Source organism: Ochrobactrum sp. C6C9 (assembly GCF_022627935.1).
In the GTDB taxonomy this organism is placed as follows: domain Bacteria; phylum Pseudomonadota; class Alphaproteobacteria; order Rhizobiales; family Rhizobiaceae; genus Brucella; species Brucella teleogrylli.
The window spans coordinates 13,421-28,297 of sequence record NZ_JABXGB010000029.1 but is presented as its reverse complement, the minus strand read 5'-3'; the positions used below and the strand labels follow the sequence as shown (position 1 = coordinate 28,297).

Sequence of the window (14,877 nt, the reverse complement as noted above, 5' to 3'; positions counted from 1 at the left end):
CTGCAAGCACCGTTCGCGGTAGTTGCAGTCTTCAACCAAACGCCACCCAATCAGACCAGCAGTGACATCGGATCTTCGATGGCCATCTTGAATGCTGCAAGCAATTGCGCACCCAAGGCACCGTCCACCGCACGATGATCGACGGAAAGTGTCAGGCTCATCATCGTTGCGAATGCAAGTTGACCCTCGCGTTCAACCGGGCGACGTTCACCCGCGCCGACCGCCAAAATGGCACTTTGTGGTGGGTTGATGATGGCTGAGAACGATTTGACGCCATACATGCCAAGATTGGAGATCGAGAAACCGCCCCCCTGAAACTCCTCCGGTTTCAATCGGTTGTCTCTGGCCCGGGCTACCAGAGATTTCATCTCCGCAGAGAGCGCGCCAATGCTGATTTGGTCAGCATTGCGGATGATAGGCGTGATGAGGCCGCCATCCGTCGCAACAGCCACGGCAATATCCACACTTTTGAGCTTCAGCAATGCGTCGTCCGTCCAAATGACATTGGCATCGGGCACCCGGCGCAGGGCGACGGCCGCAGCCTTAATAACGAAGTCATTGACGGAAATTCGTGACGCACTATCGCGCTTCTCGTTAATCTGGCCGCGCAGCGTTAGAAGTGCATCGATATCGCAATCAGCATTGAGATAGAAATGCGGTACCGTTGTTTTCGCCTCAAGCAGCCGACGCGCAATGGTACGACGCATCGATGTGTGCGGAATGGTTTCATATTCACCGATACCTGCCGGGAGACCCTTCGGTGATAACGATGCAACTGTTGCGACCGGTTGAGGTGTGGGGGCAATCGTTCGGGACGTAACGAGGCGCTCTATGTCGATGCGCACAATGCGGCCTTTAGGGCCACTGCCGAGAACGCCATCGAGTGAGATGCCGTGCTCCATTGCCAGACGTCGTGCAAGAGGTGAGGCCTTATGGCGAGTGCCATTCGAAAGCTGTGCGAGGGACGCCACTGCAGCATTGTCGGAAGACAAACGAATACTATGAGCTGCCACTTCCACCGGGACTGTGACAACCTGTTCAGTGACAAGAGGGTCAGCAATCGCGGATTGGTCTTCTCCAGTTGTCAACAGGACGGCAATGACCTGATTGACGTTTGCCCGTTCGCCGTTCTGGACGAATAGCTTGCCGATACGCCCATCAGTTTTAGCTTCGAGTTCCATCGTCGCCTTGTCGGTTTCGACTTCGGCAATCAGATCGCCCTTACTGACCGTGTCACCTTCCGCCCTGAGCCAACGCGCAATGACAGCATCTTCCATTCCTGCCGAAAGGGCAGGCAATACAACTTCAATCGGCATTGTCTGTTTCCTTCCTTCAGCCTTCGATCGGCAGACCCTGGGCTGCCATGACCGCACGCAGACCTGCATCGATATCCTGCGGTCGCGCCGCAGCGGCGGCTTCCAGAACCTTCGAGATGGATGGTGACGCCTCGGCACCATGAACACGGGCTATCGGTTGATCCAGCCAGTCGAAGCAACGGCGCTGTAATTCATCCGCTAGCCAGCCGCCATAGGATGTGCCCGACGCGCCCTGCTCCACAATCAGGACATTCCCCGTTTTGCGGATCGAGGCTTCGATAGTCTCCCAGTCAAGCCCTGCCCGGTCGAGTGAACGCAGATCGATGATTTCAGCGTCAATACCCAACGCATCGACCACCGCTTGCGTCTTGGCTACCATGGCCAGATAAGTCAGGACCGTAACCTTCGAACCGGAACGCACCACCTTCGCCTTACCCAGCGGAATGAAGTAATCGAGATCGTCTGCCGGTGCAGCGCCCTTCGAGGCGTAAAGATCGACATGTTCGAGAACCAGAACCGGGTCGCGACAAAGCAACGCCGAATTCATCAGGCCGACATAGTCGAATGGCGTCGAGGGGGCAACAATGCGCCAGCCGGGCGCGGTCGCGAAAATGCCCGCCGGGTCCATAGAGTGCTGCGAGCCATATCCTGTGCCCATCGCAACTTTCGTGCGCAACACCACTGGCATATCGCTATCACCACCAAACATGTGGCGAGCCTTGCCGATCTGGTTGAATACCTGATCGGCGGCAACCCACATGAAGTCGGGATACATGAATTCGATCACCGGAAGCACCCGGCCATCGGCGGCCATACCGCCTGCAACGCCGGTGAAGGCGTTTTCGGAAATCGGCGTTCCCAGCACACGATCTGGAAACTCTGCCGACAGCCCGCGCGTTGCGCCATTGGTTCCGCCTTTGAGACGGTGCACGTCTTCGCCCAGAACAACGATGCGCTCGTCGGTCTGCATGCGGCGTGTCATGACATCGGCAACAGCATCGATGAAACGCGCATCGTCGGTCAGCTTGCCGGAGAATTGCTCCTGCTCTTCAAAGCGCACACCGCTGAATTCCGACAGGTCTCCACGCAGTCCGAAATCGCGGAAGCTTTCTTCAGGCCAAAGCGCAGGAATGATACGACGCTTGCCCTCATGCATTTCGATCAGTTCGCCTGCGACATCATTCATGAGAGACACGCAACGCTCACGCAATGCCTTGATTGCGTCATCGCCCAAAGCCTGACGTTTGAGCAGCGTTTCAGCCAATGCGTCGAGTGGATCGCGACCGCGCCATTCCGCTTCTTCTTCCTTGGAACGATAGCCGAAGGCGCTTCCCGGCAGCGGACCATTCTGGTGGAAATAACGATAGACGTCGGCTTCGATAATCGTCGGACCATCGCCTGCCCGCATGATTGCGTTGGCTTGCTCCGAGGCCAGCCAGACGGCGATAGGGTCCATGCCGTCAACCTTGAAGGATGGAATATTGAATGCGAGACCACGCGAGGAAAGCCGCGTTTCGGCGGTCACTTCGTCCACATGCGTGGAGACCGCATAGCGATTATTTTCGATAAAGAAGCAAATCGGCAGTTTCCAGGCGGCAGCGAGGTTCATGGTTTCCAGAACCGAACCGATATTGGTCGCTCCATCGCCGAAATAGGTGTAGACGACATCACCGGAACCGGCCCGCTTATGCGCCCATGCCGCGCCAGCTGCCATCGGCACACCACCGCCGACAATGGCATTGGTGCCAAGATTGCCGGATTCGGCCCAACGCAAATGCATCGAACCGCCGCGACCACGACAAAAGCCCTGCGACAAGCCCAAAATTTCCGCGAGTGTGCGTTGTGCGAGTTCGCGAACATCCTGATTGAACGCGCTCTTGGGATCGATGCCGCTCTGGGCGACATAACCAAGCGCCTTGGCAAGAAACTGATGGTGGGCGCGGTGGGAGCCATTTATCTGATCGCTGGCTCTCAACGATACTGCAGAACCTACGGCACCGCCTTCCTGTCCAATTGCCGAATGCGCTGGACCGTGCACGAGACCCTGACCCGCAAGTTCCAGGACTTTTTCTTCAAAGGCCCGGATCAAATGCATTTGGGAAAGCATTGTCCCGCCAAGCGTGAGATCGAAGGCGGCACGATCGGCATCCGTTGGGATGACTTCCCGCCAGAAGCTGTGCGGAACAAGATCTTTATATTCGGGCATCAAAAATCTCCGGAGCTATGCTCTGTATTGACAATCAGGCAGCCAGGAAGCCACCATCGACCGGCAAGATCGTGCCGGTGATGTAGCTCGCCATGGCGGAGGCCAGGAAAACGACAGGATCGACGACTTCGTTGGTTTCACCGATGCGCTTCAACAAAACGCGGTTCATGAACCAATCCGCACCGCCGGGGCGATTGAGCTGGGCGACTGCCATCTCGCTCATCATGATCCCGGGCGCGACCGCATTGACGCGGATGCCAAAAGGGGCGAGATCACGTGCCATGACTTGTGTCAGTGAGCGGATCGCGCCTTTGGAAACGACGTAACCGGCTGTCGACCCACCGGCCACGAAGCCTGCCACGGAACAAAGGTGAACCACATTGCCCTTCGCGGCTTTCAACGCAGGCACAAAGGCATGCGAAACATTGAACGCACCTTCAAGATTGACCCCGATGACGCGATCCCACACTTCGGTAGCTTCCGGCTGATCGAAGGCTGCACGACCAGCAACACCGGCATTGTTGACCAGCACGTCAAGGCCGCCCAGTCGCTCCAGAATATCGGCGGCAAGGTTTTTGACGGCGATACGGTCGGTGACGTCCAGTGGGTAACCTTCGGCGGCATAACCTTGCGCTACCAGATGTGCGGCCTGCGCCTTTGCTGCCTCGCCATCGATATCTACCAGAATAAGCCGTGCACCCTGCGCCGCCATGCCAGCGGCAATTGCCGCGCCAAGACCGCGCCCCGCCCCTGTGACGAGTACAAGCTTGTCCTTCAAGAGTTCCATTTTGCGTCCATTCCCTTACGCAAGGCGCTTACGCCATATAAATTCCGCCATTCACCTGAATGGTTTCGCCAGTGATAAAGCTGGCTGCCGGTGAACAGAGGAAAGCGACAACTGACGCGATTTCGGATGGCTTGCCGAGACGTTTGAGCGGTGTCTGCGACATGGTCTCATCCATACGTGTCTTGAGCAGATCGATGATCATCGGCGTTTCTATGATGCCCGGGGCCACACCATTGACCCGCGTTTTGGGCGCAAGCTCGCGCGACAGGGCGCGGGTCATGGAAACCATCGCGCCCTTGGTGGCACCATAATGGGCGTTCACAAATGCGCCGCGATAGGCGGCCAGTGACGCCAATGTTACTATGGACGAGCCTTCGTTCAGAGCGGGAAGCGCACGTTTGCAGAGGTAGAAAACGCCGTCGAGATTGATTGAGATCGTGCGGTGCCAATCAACATCGCTCATCTCAGCAAACGGCTTGGCCTGATAGATACCGGCAGATGGCACAAGAAAATCGATCCCGCCAAATCGCTCGCCCGCCAGCGCTATCGTCTTTTCGGCATCCTCCGCACTTGCAGCATCCGCCTGTAGGGTCGCAATACGCTCGTCGTTACCCAATGAAGCTGCAAAACTGTCCAATGCGCTCTTGTCAATGTCCGTCAGAACCAGATTAGCGCCCGAGGCATAAAACAGCGCGGCAATAGAACGACCGATCCCGCCATTCGCGCCGGACAGTACAAGGGTCCGGTTGTTAAAATCAAACATCATTGTCGGGTCCTTTAAGCCAGATCGGCGCGGTAAACGGAAACATCGTCATACTGAACGATTTCCACGATATGCCCCTCGGGATCGCTCAGAAAAGCGAGCCATACTCCGGGACGCACCTCAACCGGCTCGCTGCCGGTCAACAGTTCAGCACCATGTCTGATGAGATCACCGACAAGCGCCTTCAAATCGTCAACGATGAATGTCAGATAGCTGGCACCCGCACGCTCCAGAATAAAGCCTTGGCCGGGTGCGTCACCCGCCGCTGGCAGACGGTCGGGCTGAAGCAACTTGATACGTTCACCCTTTTGCGACTGCAGACGAACCACGGTGTAGCCGTCGGGACTCAAGGCAGCCCGCGCTGCCTTCGCACTGCCGACATATATTTCGGAAACAAAACTCAGACCCAAAGCGCCTTCATAGAAAGCGCGCATCCGCGTCATGTCTCTGACGGCAAGCCCGACTTCAAGCGGCGCTGTCATAGTCATCATAGTCATCCTCCCGATCTCTCCCCGATCGGCATCTGACAGTCACAAGAACTGCCACCCCATCTTTCAGTTTCAGATTCGTAACTCAAACTGGTAAGACCAGTCAATAGACAAGTAAGGCCAGTCGATACAAAAAATATCATACTGTTTTTGTTGTTATTTTTTAACTTACCGTCTTCAAAATTTGTCATTTCACGTCGTTGCCGCCGGGCACTTCAGGGAGGGCCGTTGACTTGTTAGACCAGTTACGGCATTTTGATATCTGTGCGTGAAGCCTGATGATTCAGAAACGAAACAGAATTGTGCGAGGGGTGCGATGAAAGAAACGACCGGCAATGCGCCGCCCCCACGCTTATCCGGCCATTTACCCCATGAGCTCGCCCGACAAATCGAGAAGCGCATCGGCAATGGTGAATTTCCTGTCGGCACGAAACTGCCAAGCGAACGCGAGCTATCAGCCGAATACGCGGTCAGCCGACCGGTTGTTCGCGAAGCATTGTCGCAATTGAAACTGGATGGACTGGTCGAAGCCCGCGCAGGCAGCGGGGTCTTTGTCATCGACAAAAGCAGCGAAAAAGCATTCCGGATCCAACCACTCGCCATTGAGGAAACGCAGTCTTTAGAGCAGCTGATGGAGCTTCTGGTTGCCGTCGAAGTTGCGGCCACCCGAATTGCGGCGGTCAAACGCACGGACGAAGACCTCAAACGGATCAAGCGGGCGCTTATCGGTCTGGAATATGCGATCATCAGCGATCAATTGGGTGATGAAGAAGACTATGCTTTCCATGACGCCATCGTGATGGCCACCCATAACCAGCACTTTATTGCGTTGTGCAAGCATCTTGAATATGGGGCCCGCCACGTTATCCGTCAGGCCCGCACCAATACGCGTGCCAATCTGACCGGCATGCTGGATGCAGTGCAGGATGAACACAAGGCCATCTATCAGGCAATCGAAAAAGGTCTGGCAGACGACGCCGGAATTGCGGCAGAGCTACATTTGAGAAATGCCGCGAAGCGCATGACAACGTATCTGTCGGGTAAGAACGACCTCTGACATCTTTGCTGTCTGGCACAACATCTCTTGAAAAGCCCCACCCATGGCAGGGCTTTTCGTGCTCGGGGCTTACGATTTCAGACCATCATCGTCGTGACGGTCATCGTCGTCAGATAGGCTTCAATACCTTCCAGACCACCTTCAGAACCGAAGCCGGAATCGCGGACACCACCGAAAGGTGTTTCAGGCAAGGCGAGCGCGAAATGATTGACGCCAAGCATGCCGCTCTTCAGCCTGTTTTGCACCTTGTGTGCCGTCGTCATGCTAGAGGTGAAAAGATAGGCACCCAGACCAACCGGGAGCCGATTGCCCTCGGCGATGGCCTCATCGAGCGAACTCACGCGCATGACGAGGGCGAGCGGGCCGAAGGGCTCTTCGTTCATTGCCAGCATATCGGATTTCATGCCTGACAGGATTGTTGGCGCATAGAAATTCCCGCTTTCGCCAATCCGTTCACCGCCGGTCTCAACCTTGGCTCCCTTGGTAACGGCATCAGCGACCATATCGACAACCGTTTCAAGCTGGCTCGCCGACGTCAGCGGCCCCATCTGCGTGTCTGCCTCAACACCCTTGCCCACCTTCAGTTCCTGCGCCTTTTCAGCGAAACGGCGTACGAATTCATCGTGGATGGAAGCATCGACGATGAAGCGCGTTGGCGAAACGCAAACCTGTCCGCAATTGCGGAACTTCCATTGCACGGCGAGCGGAATCAGGTGATCGAGATCAGCATCCGCCGCCACAATGACCGGACCGTGCCCACCAAGTTCCATTGTAACTTTCTTGAGCTGTTCACCCGCTTGTGCGGCAACGATACGCCCCACACGCGTTGAACCGGTCAGCGAGACCTTCCGAATTTCAGGTGCCTTGATAAGCGTATCGGAAAGCTCGGACGTCGCCCCCCAGATGACGGAAATAGCCTTGGGCGGCAATCCAGCCGCGAGCAGGCATTTGCCGATCAGCCATGCGGTGCCAGGCGTATCCGACGCTGGCTTGATGACGACCGGACAGCCTGCGCCCAATGCGGGGGCCACCTTTTGCATCGTATTCCATGCCGGAAAATTCCAGGGCGTGAAGGCCGCCACGGGTCCGACCGGATGCTTCAGCACCTGTATCTGAATGTTTGGCGCACGCGAAGGCACGATACGACCGTAAACACGCCGACCTTCTTCGGCAAACCAGTCAAGAAGATCAGCTGAACCCAGCCACTCGCCCCGCGCCTCGACCAGAGGCTTGCCCTGTTCCATCGACATGACAAGGGCGGCCTCATCTGCACGCTCGCGCATGATGTCGGCTGCCCGGCGCATGATCTTGGACCGCTCCAGTGCCGAAAGCGCAGCCCACTGGGCACCACCCTGCGCGGCAGAACTGGCAGCTTCTTCTGCCTCCGCACGACCCGCACGCGGAGCAACTGTCAGTTCGCGTCCGTCCGAAGGGTCTGTCAGACGCAGCGTTCCAGCGGAACCTTCGTTACGCTCTTCGCCACCTACGATCAGGGTCAGTTTAGGATACATCGATATCTCCTGCATAATTCAATTGCGCCGCAAGCGGTGCGCCCGACAGCGACTTAATGTTTATTGCCCAAAACGAGATCGGCCCCTTTGGCCGCCAGCATCATAACGGCCGCCTGCGTATTGCCGGACACCATTTCCGGCATGACCGAGGCGTCGATTACCCTTAGTCCCGATATCCCGTGGACACGCAGCGAAGGGTCAACCACCGCACCGGAATCTTCACCCATCCTGCAGGTTCCCGCCGCATGATAGATCGTCTGACCATTGGCCCGTGCAAAGGCCAGCCAATCCTCGTCGCGTGCGCAATTTTCACCCGGGCTGAGTTCTGCCACGCGAAAGGCGTCCATTGGCTTCTGGTCGATGATCCGACGCGCGAGCTTCATACCGTCCACCATCGCGCGGCGGTCTTCTTCGTGGTCCAGGAAGTTCGGCACGATAGCGGGCTGCACATTGATATCCGCCGACACGGCATGGATCGAACCGCGAGACCGGGGCCTCAACTGCGTTACCCCCAGCGTCATGCCGGGAAAATGGTGGAGCTTGCGCTCGGCAGCATTGGCGTAACTTGCATGCATAAAGAAAAACTGTACGTCTGGCCGATCAAGCTCTGGGCGCGACCGCAGAAACGCATGGTTCAAACCCGTGCCATAGGTTAGCACGCCACGCCGTTTCAGCGCATATTTCAAAACCTCACCCACAAGGCGCGGTCCGCGTGTATATTCGTTCAACGTTACGGGTTGCGAAACACGCCAGTTCATTCTTGTGCAGAAATGATCGAGGTAGTTTTCCCCCACACCCGGCAATGCGTGAACCGGTTCTATGCCGATCGATTTCAGCCGATCCGGATCGCCAATGCCTGATAGCTCCAGAAGCTGGGGGGTCTGGATTGCGCCTGCCGTCATGATGACTTCGTTCGCCAACACGTTGCAGCTTTCTCCACCATCGGTCAAAGCCACGCCAACAGCTTTCTTGCCCTCAAGGAGAATACGCGTCACGCGGGTGTTGGTCAGGACGGTCAGGTTCGAGCGTTTGCGCGCCTGCGCAAGCCAGGCACGATCCGCCGAATAACGTTCACCGCCCGATTGATTGACCTGATACCAGCCCACACCTTCCTGGGATGCACCATTATAATCAGGATTGAATTTCTGGCCTTGCGCTTGCGCGGCAGCAATGAATGCCTCGCCAATGGCATTTTTTTCGACCACTTCATTTACGGGTAACGGTCCGGAAAGACCGCGCAAACCGTCTGGATCTGGAAGCTGCCAGCGCTCAATGGCCTTGAAATATGGTAGGACACCTTGCCAGTCCCAACCAGCGGCGCCCCGCTCTTGCCAGTGTTCATAATCCTGCGGCTGACCGCGGACATAAATCATGCCATTGATGAGTGTTGAACCACCGAGACCCTTTCCGCGTGGGATGGCGATGCGACGAAAATCCGTCGCTGCCTCTTCCGTGCTCCAAAAACCCCAGTTGTAACGCTTATTGACCAGAAGCTTGTAGAAACCAGCCGGGATGCGAATCCAGGGTGACCTTGCTTCGCCACCGGCCTCGCAAAGCAGAACCTTGTTTCGGCCCGAGCGGGTGAGCGCCTCGGCGAGAATGCAGCCAGCAGTACCACCGCCTACGATAATGAAATCGAAGCGCGCGTTTTGCGGAAGAGCCTGTGCCATCTAAATTTGACTCCGTGGCATTTTAAGCTGCCGCTGCCTTGACGCCCATATGCTGCGCCATGAGGCGAATTTGCTGTCGCAGCATCGGACGACCAAAATGGATACGTGCACCCTTTTCTTGGGCGGCAGCCAGCAATGGTGTAATTTCGGGTTCCATGATCACTTCAGCCACAATCTGACCGTCATGGAAGGAAAGATCGTCGAGCGGCAAGCCGTCACCGGGACGCAAGCCGAGGGACGTAGCATTTACGACAAGATCGCGTTTGGAAGTTTCTGGTGCCCCAGCCATAACCTTGACGGAAGGGTAGCGGCGGCTCACGCGCGCTGCCAGATCGCGTGACTTTTCTTCAGAACGATTGACAATGGTCAGCTTCGCGACACCAGCTTCGGCAAGTGCGAAAGCAATCGCCGCTCCAGCACCGCCCGCACCGAGAAGGCAGGCATCCATGCCCGCCACATCGATACCGTTGAATTCAAGACCGTTTACGAACCCTTTTCCGTCCAGCATCGCGCCAACCAGACTACCATCGGCCTCGCGACGAATGGTATTGACAGCACCGATCAGCGCGGCATCGCCGACAACCCGGTCGCACATCTCCAGAACGGACGTCTTGTGCGGAACTGTAACAATCAGACCGCCAAAGTTCTCGATCCCGCGCAGATTGTCGATGAAACGCCCGAGATTTTCAGGCACGACATGGAATGGCACCAAAACGCCGTCATAGCCCAACGCTTCGAAGTGATTGTTCATCTCTTCGGGTGTTTTGACGTGAGCGATTGGGTTGGCGACGATGCCGTAAAGCTTGGTATGTCCGGTTATCACTTCTGACACCTCACGTCATATAGAGCCCACCAGCCACATCGATTGTCTGGCCGGTAACGAAGCTGGATTCAGTTGAAGTGAGCCAAAGAGCGACATCCGCCACTTCTGCCGGTTCGCCAAGACGCGCCATCGGCGTCAGCTTGACCTGTTCGGCATTGACCTCCGGAGCCACGCCCGCGACCATCGGCGTTGCGATGCGCCCGGGAGCAAGTGCGTTCACGCGGATTGAAAATGGCCCGAGTTCGGCGGCCAGATGTTTGGTAAAGCCAATAATAGCCGACTTCGTCGCGGCATAATGGCAGGCTACAATCGGCGAATAGGTCTTCCCCGCTACCGACGACGTGTTCACGATCCAACCACGGCGGGCTTCCACCATCGCTGGGGTCAGGGCGCGAATAGTGTTGAAGGTTCCCGTCAGATTGACATCGACAACCCGCCGCCACTCGTCGGGCGCCATCTGCCAGACCTTGTGCGCAACGCCATCGTGCTTGGGAGAAATACCGGCATTGTTGATCACGGTATCGAAAGCCAATCCCGTCGCGTCGATTGCTGCGACGAGCGCATCATAGTCCGACACATCGCAGGCGACCGCAACCGCACGTCCCAAACCGAGTGCATTCAGTTCATCGCAGGCGCGAGCAACATCTTGCGGATTGAGATCGCAGATACCGACCGTCGCATGACGCTCGACAAAGGCCTGGGCGATTGCGCGACCAATGCCGCGCGCGGCTCCCGTCACCAAGACGTTGCGACCTTCATGCGATGGACGGCGGCGGATCGTTTCGGGCGTAATTTCAGTGAGTTGCATTTTTAGATTCCAAGATAAGCGCGACGAACGTGATCGTTATTCAGAAGTGCTTCCGAACTATCGGCCAGAACCACCTGTCCGTTTTCGAGCACGTAACCGCGATTGGCGACTTTCAGCGTCGTGAAGACGTTTTGTTCGACAATCAGCACGGTGGTTCCTGTCGCCGCGATCTGGCGCACCACATCGAAAACCTGCGACACGACAATCGGCGCCAGTCCGAGCGATGGTTCGTCGAACATCAGGATGCGCGGATTTGCCATCATGCCGCGCGCAATAGCCACCATTTGCTGCTCGCCGCCGGAAAGCGACGACGCGGTCTGCTCCAGACGCTCCTTAACACGGGGAAAAAGTTCCAGAACTTCTTCCAGACGGCTTTGCTGCGAGGCGCGGGCAGCCTTGCGATAGGTTCCCATCTGGAGATTTTCGCGCACCGTCATATCAGGAAAAAGCTGACGCCCTTCCGGCACCAGAATGATGCCACGATCCACAACTTCATGCGCCGGTAGCCGTGTTATATCCTCGCCCATGAAAGTGATCTTGCCAGCGCGGGGCTGGATCTGGCCGACGATTGTGCGCAGCGTCGTCGTCTTGCCGGCGCCATTCGCGCCGACAATCGTTACAATCTCCCCTTCCTTCACATCAAGGCTGACATCTTGCAGGATGGTGGTCGGGCCGTAACCGGCATCAACATGTTCAAGCGTGAGCATGTGCAAACTCCTTGCCCAGATAGGCTTCCACAACTTGAGGATCGCGCACGACATCCTGCGGACGTCCCTGTGCAATGACCTCGCCCGAGGCAAGAACGATCACCCGATCCGACAACGACATGACAGCCTGCATCACGTGTTCGATTGCGATGATCGAAACGCCGGAGTCGCGGATGGACAACATCAGATCAATGGCGCGACGCACGTCGGTCTGATTGATGCCAGCCATCACTTCGTCCAGCAGAAGAACGCGCGGTTCCATTGCCATGACGCGGGCGACTTCCAGTCGTTTCAAACCACCGATCGTGAGGCCACGCGCTTCTGCGTTAAGCAACGGGCCAAGTCCCATACGCCAAGCAGTCTGGCGGGCCGCTTCGCGGGCGTCTTTTTCTTCATGATGACGATAGAACGCGCCGACCATGATGTTTTCCTCAACGGTCATAGCCGCAAAGGGCTGGACGATCTGGAACGTGCGGCCAAGACCAAGCGCTGCAAAATCGGCGGGATTGTTGGGCGTATGGAACTCGCCATCGGGACCCCGCATACTCACCTTGCCCTCATCCGGGCTCATGAAGCCGGAAATCATATTGAAGAGCGTGGTTTTGCCTGCACCATTCGGGCCGATCAGACCAAGAACCTCGCCTTCACGCAATGAGAAGCTGACATTGCGGGTAACATGAAGGCCACCGAAATGCTTGTTGAGGTTTTCGACGCGCAGAATGTCCTGTCCGATGCCGGAACGGTCGGGAGACGGCGCTGCAGTTGCGGTTGCGGGCGCAATGATGGGTCCCGTTTCGGTCGCAGGCGCTGCATCCTTGCTGTCAGTCGCTGTCGGTTTGCGGGTGAAACGCTTGAGCGCGCCCATGATGCCATTCGGCATGAAGAGAACGACGAGGATCAACACCAGACCATAGACGAAGCCGTGCAGCCCGAGCGCAGAAGCACCGAGCGACGCACGTGCCCATTCAGTGATTGGCACCAGAAGCGCTGCGCCAAGCAGCGGACCCGCGACAGTGCCAAGACCGCCGATAAGGGCGAACATGGCAATCTGGATCGAGAAGGCGAGCGAGAACATGGCCGCCGGTTCGATGAAGGTCAGATACATTGCATGGAATGTACCGAGCATTGCGCAAAGGGCCGACGAGATCGCAACTGCAATCAGGCGTACACGAACGGTACGAACACCTGCCGCACGCGCGGCAGATTCACGTTCACGGGTTGCGACAAGGTAAAAGCCCAGACGCGAACGGCGCACGGCCCAGGTAACGAGCAGCGTTACCAGAAGCATGCCGAAGACGATCAGCAGTGACGGCCAGCGTTCGCGGAACACCATCCACGTCCAGCCGAGACGCAATTCGATCATCAGACCTGTTGCACCGCCCGTAAGCGAACCGAAATGCAGTGAAAGCACGCGGAACACTTCAAGAAACGCGATAGAGGCCAGAGAATAGAACGGACCCTTGAGACGGAAACACGGATAGGAAATCAGCATGCCGACCAGCGCTGCAATCAGCGCGCCCACAAACATGCTGAACCAGGGGCTGATCCCCAGATTGAACAGGATTACGCCCGTATAGCCGCCGATACCATAGAAGACGGCATGGCCGAGCGACATCTGACCGGCGAAGCCGCCGACGAGATTCCACGCGGTGGACAGCGCGGCAAACAGGCAGATCGTGATGAAGATATGCGAGACGAAGGCGTTGTTGATCGCCAGCGGCAGAAGCAGCAGCAGGGCCAGAACGCCGAAGAAGGCGATTGGGCCCCAGCCCAATCTGGTTTTTTTCGTGCCAGTCCCGCTTAGAGTTTCACTGATGCTCATGAATTTTCCTCAGGACAGGTGCGAAAGGGTGAGCCGCTTGCCGAACAGACCGGATGGCTTGAGAATGAGGATCAGCAGGAATATGCCGAATACGACGGCCTCCCGCAGATCGGAACCGATGTAGTAACCCGACATCGCATCGATAACGCCGATAATCAGCGCGCCGAAAAACGCACCCGGAATTGAACCAAGACCGCCGAGCACGACAACCACAAAGGCCGTCAGCACGAAATAGGTGCCGATGTTGGATGAGGTCGGATAAAGGGGCGCAATCAACACAGCAGCGAAGCCGACACAGGCTGCCCCCAGGCCGAAACTGAGAATGTAGATGCGTGATACATTGACGCCCATCAACTCAGCAGCGACGCGATGCTGGGCGACGGCGCGAATGGCGCGACCGGTCTGACTTTTCTTGAGAAACAGTTGCAGAACGATCACCAGCGCTATGGCCGCCAGGAAAATGTAAACCTGCCCCGTCAAAATGCGTAAGGAACCGATCTCGATTGGTGCACGCAGGCCGAAATTGGGTGTGTTGGCGATGTCCGCGCCGAAAATCAGCAGCGCGAGATTGATCATTGCCGTGGAGAGACCGACGGTGGCGAAAATCTGGACATGGTCGTCCTCGGCCGACATCAGCGGCTGTATCAGCAGCCTCTGGGTCAACGCACCCAATAGAAACATCATGGGTACAACAATGATCACTGCGGCATAGGGATGGAGTCCCAGCCTCGTTGTGATCATCCATGTCACGAACATGCCTGCCATGAGGAATTCCCCATGGGCAAAGTTCACGACTTTGACGATGCCGAAAATCAGCGTCAGGCCGATGGCGACAATTGCGAACAGTCCACCAAGCAAGAGGCCGTTCAATAGGATTTGTAGAAAGGTCGTCATAGCATGCTCCACGAGCGGGGGCGAT

Annotated in this window: 13 protein-coding genes; 1 reads left to right on the top strand and 12 read right to left on the bottom strand. The window is 56.9% G+C overall.

What is annotated here, in order from left to right:
• Positions 1 to 50 precede the first annotated feature (50 nt).
• The 5 genes from HWD97_RS19950 to HWD97_RS19930 are packed head-to-tail and all read right to left on the bottom strand — an operon-like array spanning position 51 to position 5,563.
• A complete protein-coding gene (locus tag HWD97_RS19950; protein ID WP_109366199.1) occupies positions 51 to 1,316 on the bottom strand; it encodes a pyruvate dehydrogenase complex dihydrolipoamide acetyltransferase in 1,266 nt (421 codons plus the stop codon).
• Positions 1,317 to 1,332: 16 nt separating this feature from the next.
• Positions 1,333 to 3,522, bottom strand: coding sequence for a thiamine pyrophosphate-dependent enzyme (locus tag HWD97_RS19945; RefSeq protein ID WP_109366200.1), 2,190 nt, complete (start codon positions 3,520 to 3,522; stop codon positions 1,333 to 1,335).
• A 34-nt stretch (positions 3,523 to 3,556) separates the two neighbouring features.
• Positions 3,557 to 4,309: an SDR family NAD(P)-dependent oxidoreductase gene (locus HWD97_RS19940; RefSeq protein WP_109366201.1), complete on the bottom strand. Its 753-nt coding sequence runs from the start codon at positions 4,307 to 4,309 to the stop codon at positions 3,557 to 3,559.
• A gap of 28 nt (positions 4,310 to 4,337) precedes the next feature.
• Complete coding sequence (locus HWD97_RS19935; RefSeq protein ID WP_109366202.1) at positions 4,338 to 5,075, bottom strand: SDR family NAD(P)-dependent oxidoreductase; 738 nt, start codon at positions 5,073 to 5,075, stop codon at positions 4,338 to 4,340.
• 11 nt (positions 5,076 to 5,086) lie between these two features.
• The gene (locus HWD97_RS19930) at positions 5,087 to 5,563 is read right to left on the bottom strand and encodes a VOC family protein (RefSeq protein ID WP_109366203.1); all 477 of its coding nucleotides are present in this window, start codon (positions 5,561 to 5,563) and stop codon (positions 5,087 to 5,089) included.
• Positions 5,564 to 5,876: 313 nt separating this feature from the next.
• Between HWD97_RS19930 and HWD97_RS19925 the strand changes: the two genes are divergently transcribed.
• On the top strand, positions 5,877 to 6,617 hold the full coding sequence (locus HWD97_RS19925; RefSeq protein WP_109366204.1) for a FadR/GntR family transcriptional regulator: 741 nt from the start codon (positions 5,877 to 5,879) through the stop codon (positions 6,615 to 6,617).
• Positions 6,618 to 6,694: 77 nt separating this feature from the next.
• Here the strand turns inward: HWD97_RS19925 and HWD97_RS19920 are convergent, their stop codons facing one another.
• From HWD97_RS19920 to HWD97_RS19890, 7 genes are read right to left on the bottom strand one after another with little or no spacing between them, the layout of a single operon-like run.
• Positions 6,695 to 8,128, bottom strand: coding sequence for an NAD-dependent succinate-semialdehyde dehydrogenase (locus HWD97_RS19920; RefSeq protein ID WP_109366205.1), 1,434 nt, complete (start codon positions 8,126 to 8,128; stop codon positions 6,695 to 6,697).
• Positions 8,129 to 8,181: 53 nt separating this feature from the next.
• A complete protein-coding gene (locus tag HWD97_RS19915) occupies positions 8,182 to 9,798 on the bottom strand; it encodes a GMC family oxidoreductase (protein WP_109366206.1) in 1,617 nt (538 codons plus the stop codon).
• Between the two features lie 22 nt (positions 9,799 to 9,820).
• Positions 9,821 to 10,621, bottom strand: coding sequence for a shikimate dehydrogenase (locus tag HWD97_RS19910; RefSeq protein ID WP_109366207.1), 801 nt, complete (start codon positions 10,619 to 10,621; stop codon positions 9,821 to 9,823).
• A gap of 10 nt (positions 10,622 to 10,631) precedes the next feature.
• On the bottom strand, positions 10,632 to 11,429 hold the full coding sequence (gene fabG / locus HWD97_RS19905; protein WP_109366208.1) for a 3-oxoacyl-ACP reductase FabG: 798 nt from the start codon (positions 11,427 to 11,429) through the stop codon (positions 10,632 to 10,634).
• Between the two features lie 2 nt (positions 11,430 to 11,431).
• The gene (locus HWD97_RS19900) at positions 11,432 to 12,136 is read right to left on the bottom strand and encodes an ABC transporter ATP-binding protein (RefSeq protein ID WP_109366209.1); all 705 of its coding nucleotides are present in this window, start codon (positions 12,134 to 12,136) and stop codon (positions 11,432 to 11,434) included.
• A complete protein-coding gene (locus HWD97_RS19895) occupies positions 12,123 to 13,958 on the bottom strand; it encodes an ATP-binding cassette domain-containing protein (RefSeq protein ID WP_124915354.1) in 1,836 nt (611 codons plus the stop codon). Before HWD97_RS19895 ends, HWD97_RS19900 begins: the two co-directional genes overlap by 14 nt.
• A gap of 9 nt (positions 13,959 to 13,967) precedes the next feature.
• Complete coding sequence (locus tag HWD97_RS19890; protein WP_371835471.1) at positions 13,968 to 14,852, bottom strand: branched-chain amino acid ABC transporter permease; 885 nt, start codon at positions 14,850 to 14,852, stop codon at positions 13,968 to 13,970.
• Positions 14,853 to 14,877: the final 25 nt, after the last annotated feature.